At 68.8% G+C, this 3,023-nt stretch carries 3 protein-coding genes and 1 pseudogene; all 4 read right to left on the bottom strand.

What is annotated here, in order from left to right; translation table 11 throughout:
- Positions 1–27: 27 nt before the first annotated feature.
- Positions 28–1,173 (bottom strand): acyl-CoA dehydrogenase family protein, encoded by a 1,146-nt coding sequence (locus tag D7V93_RS40995; RefSeq protein WP_120648422.1) that lies wholly within the window; start codon positions 1,171–1,173, stop codon positions 28–30.
- Positions 1,170–1,643 (bottom strand): AgmX/PglI C-terminal domain-containing protein, encoded by a 474-nt coding sequence (locus D7V93_RS40990; protein ID WP_120648421.1) that lies wholly within the window; start codon positions 1,641–1,643, stop codon positions 1,170–1,172. The genes D7V93_RS40995 and D7V93_RS40990 overlap by 4 nt, the downstream gene beginning before the upstream one ends.
- 7 nt (positions 1,644–1,650) lie before the next feature.
- Positions 1,651–2,793, bottom strand: coding sequence for an acyl-CoA dehydrogenase (locus D7V93_RS40985; RefSeq protein ID WP_120648420.1), 1,143 nt, complete (start codon positions 2,791–2,793; stop codon positions 1,651–1,653).
- Positions 2,794–2,829: 36 nt separating this feature from the next.
- Positions 2,830–3,023: pseudogene (locus D7V93_RS40980) on the bottom strand (hypothetical protein); the annotation flags it as partial.

Genomic DNA, 3,023 nt, shown 5'->3' with positions numbered 1-3,023 from the left:
GTGTGGGACAGGCGGAGCGCCCGGGGACTACCCCTGCTGGCGGAAGGTCTCGCGGGCGATGACCAGGCGCTGCACCTCGCTGGTGCCCTCGTAGATGGTCTGCACGCGGGCGTCCCGGAAGAAGCGCTCGACAGGGAACTCGTCGATGTAGCCGTAGCCGCCGTGGAGCTGGACGGCCTTGTCGGCCACCCGGTTGCTCATCTCGCTGGCGAACAGCTTCGCCATGGAGGCCTCGCGGGTGAACGGCTGGCCCTGCTCCTTGAGGGCGGCGGCGCGCAGCGTGAGCAGCTCCGCCGCGTCCAGTTGCGTGCGCATGTCCGCCATCATGAAGCGCGGGGCCTGCAGGTCCGCCACGGCCTGGCCAAAGACCTTGCGGTCCTTGGTGTAGGAGATGGTCGCCTCCAGCGCCGCCCGGCCCACGCCGCACGCCTGGGCCGCGATGCCGATGCGGCCACCGTCCAGCGCCATCATCGCGAGGCGGAAGCCGTCGCCCTCCTTGCCCAGGAGGTTCTCCGCCGGGACTTCGCAGTCCTCGAAGGTGAGCCCCACGGTGTTGGACGCGCGCAGGCCCATCTTGTCCTCGTGCTTGCCCACGTGGAGGCCCTTGGTGCCGCCCTCCACGATGAAGCAGGACAGGCCCTTGTTGCCGGCCGCGCCCGTGCGGGCCCAGACGACCATCACGCCCGCGTAGGCGCCGGAGGTGATCCACTGCTTGCTGCCGTTGATGACGTACCGGTCGCCGCGCTTCACCGCAGTGGTGAGCATGGCGCCGGGGTCGGAGCCGGCGTGCGGTTCGGAGAGCGCGAAGGCGCCGACGATGGCCTCACCGGAGGTGAGCTTCGTGACGAACTTCTCCCGCTGCGCGTCGTTGCCGGCCGCGTGGATGAGCTCCGCGCACATGTTGGTGACGGCCATGGCCACGGACACGGAGGCGTCCGCGGCGGCCATCTCCATCATCGCCAGCGCGTAGGAGACGACGCCCGCCTCGGCGCCGCCGTAGCGGGCCGGCAGGTTCACCCCGAGCAGTCCCACCTGGGCCAGGGCCTTGAAGACCTCCGGGTCGAAGCGCTCCGCGCGGTCCGCCGCGCGGGCGTGGGGGGCCACCTGCTCGCGCGCGAACTTGCGCGCGGTGTCGCGGATGAGCGACTGGGTCTCGGTGAGGTCGAAGTTCATTCAACGGCCTTGAGGTTGAACGGGTACTCGATGGGGTGATCGCGGCCGTCCGGGGGCTTGGGGAAGTCCATGGACATGAGGACGGACACCACGCAGTCGTTGAGCCCCGCGTCCTTCAGCGTGCTCTGGTGGCGGTCCACCTTCGCGCTGCGCACGGCGCCCTCGGCGGTGATGGTGAAGGTGGTCATCAGCTTGCCCTCCACCTTCTTGTCCTTCTCCACCATGTGGTCCTCGTAGCACTCCTGGATCCGAGGGGCGTTGTGGGTCATCACCTGCCGGATGGAGTCCGGGGTGAAGGGCAGCTTGCTGACGTCCAGCCCGTCGTCCTTCGGGGCCGGCTTCGCGGCCGCGTCCGGGGTCGCGGGGGCCGGCTTCGTGGCCGCAGGCTTCTTCTTGGCGGACGTGCCCTGGGCGGTGGCCACGGACGGCGCCACCAGCAGCAGCAACACGGGGAGGAGCGCGCGCTTCATGGGGGGACTACTCCTTGAGCAGGTTGGCGGAGATGACGATGCGCTGGATCTCGCTCGTCCCCTCGTAGATTTCGGTGATGCGCGCGTCGCGCACGTGGCGCTCGGCGTCCATCTCCTTGCTGTAGCCCATGCCGCCGTGGATCTGCAGGGCCTTGTTGGCCACGCGGCTGGCCATCTCGCTGGCGTAGAGCTTGGCCATGGCGCTCTCCGGGCTGTGGCGCACGCCCTGGTCCTTCATCAGCGCCGCGCGCCACACCAGCAGGCGGGCCGCGTCGATCTCCATGGCCATGTCGGCGATCATGAACTGGATGGCCTGGTGGTCGCGGATGGGCTTGCCGAACGTCTTGCGCTCGCCCGAGTAGCGCACCGCCTCCTCGAAGGCCGCGCGCGCGATGCCCAGCGCCTGGGACGCGATGCCGATGCGGCCACCGTCCAGGGTGGACATGGCGACCTTGAAGCCCTCGCCCTCCTTGCCCAGGCGGTACTTCTCCGGCACGCGCATGTCCTCGAAGAACATGGAGCAGGACCAGGCGGCGCTGATGCCCATCTTCTTGTCGGGCTCCGCGCGGGTGAAGCCCGGCGTGTTGGTGGGCACGAGGAAGGCGGTGATGCCCTTGTTGCCGGCCTCGCGGTTGGTCATCGTGATGAGCACGATGGCGTCCGCCTTGGGGCCGTTGGTGATCCAGTTCTTGGAGCCGTTGATGATGTACTCGTCACCGCGCTTCACGGCGACGGTCTTCTGGGCGGCGGCGTCGCTGCCGGCCTCCGGCTCCGTGAGGCCGAAGCAGCCCAGCTTCTCCCCGCTGGCGAAGGGCTTGAGGAACTGCTCCTTCTGCTCGGGGGTGCCGAACTTGGACACCGGGTCGCAGTAGAGCGAGTTGTTCACGCTCATGATGACGCCGGTGGAGGCACAGCCGCGGCTGATCTCCTCCATGGCGATGGCGTAACAGACGTTGTCCAGGCCCGCGCCGCCGAACTCCTCCGGCACGGCGATGCCCAAGAGCGACAGCTCCGCGAGCTTCTTCACCGCGTCCGTGGGCCACGCGTGCTGTTCGTCCCACTTGCGGGCGTTGGGGATGAGCTCCTTGGCGGCGAACTCGCGGCACAGCCGCTGGATCTCGCGCTGGATGTCGGTCAGCTCGAAGTTCATAGTGGGGACTTCCATAGTATGCGGCCCGGCCTGGGGCTACTTCGAAGACGGGCCACCGTCCGCAGGGGCGGGAATCCGCGTTCCGAAGAACATCGCCAGCGGCACCGTGACGTCGAAGGACACGTCCGTGCGGGTGCCCGCGTCCGTCCACGCGCGTCGCACCAGCACCGACACCGTCCACGGCTGGGTGTCCCGGTGTCTTTCAATCAAGTCGTAGGTGAGCCCCACCC

It is taken from the genome of Corallococcus llansteffanensis, from assembly GCF_003612055.1.
GTDB classification, from domain to species: Bacteria; Myxococcota; Myxococcia; order Myxococcales; family Myxococcaceae; genus Corallococcus; species Corallococcus llansteffanensis.
The sequence above is the reverse complement of the archived record's forward strand: the minus strand, read 5'-3'. Positions and strand labels throughout refer to the sequence as shown.

Excerpts from the sequence above, each read along its gene's own strand:
- D7V93_RS40990 (WP_120648421.1), bottom strand. The coding sequence starts at position 1,643 with ATGAAGCGCGCGCTCCTCCCCGTGTTGCTGCTGCTGGTGGCGCCGTCC.
- D7V93_RS40995 (WP_120648422.1), bottom strand. The coding sequence starts at position 1,173 with ATGAACTTCGACCTCACCGAGACCCAGTCGCTCATCCGCGACACCGCG.
- D7V93_RS40985 (WP_120648420.1), bottom strand. The coding sequence starts at position 2,793 with ATGAACTTCGAGCTGACCGACATCCAGCGCGAGATCCAGCGGCTGTGC.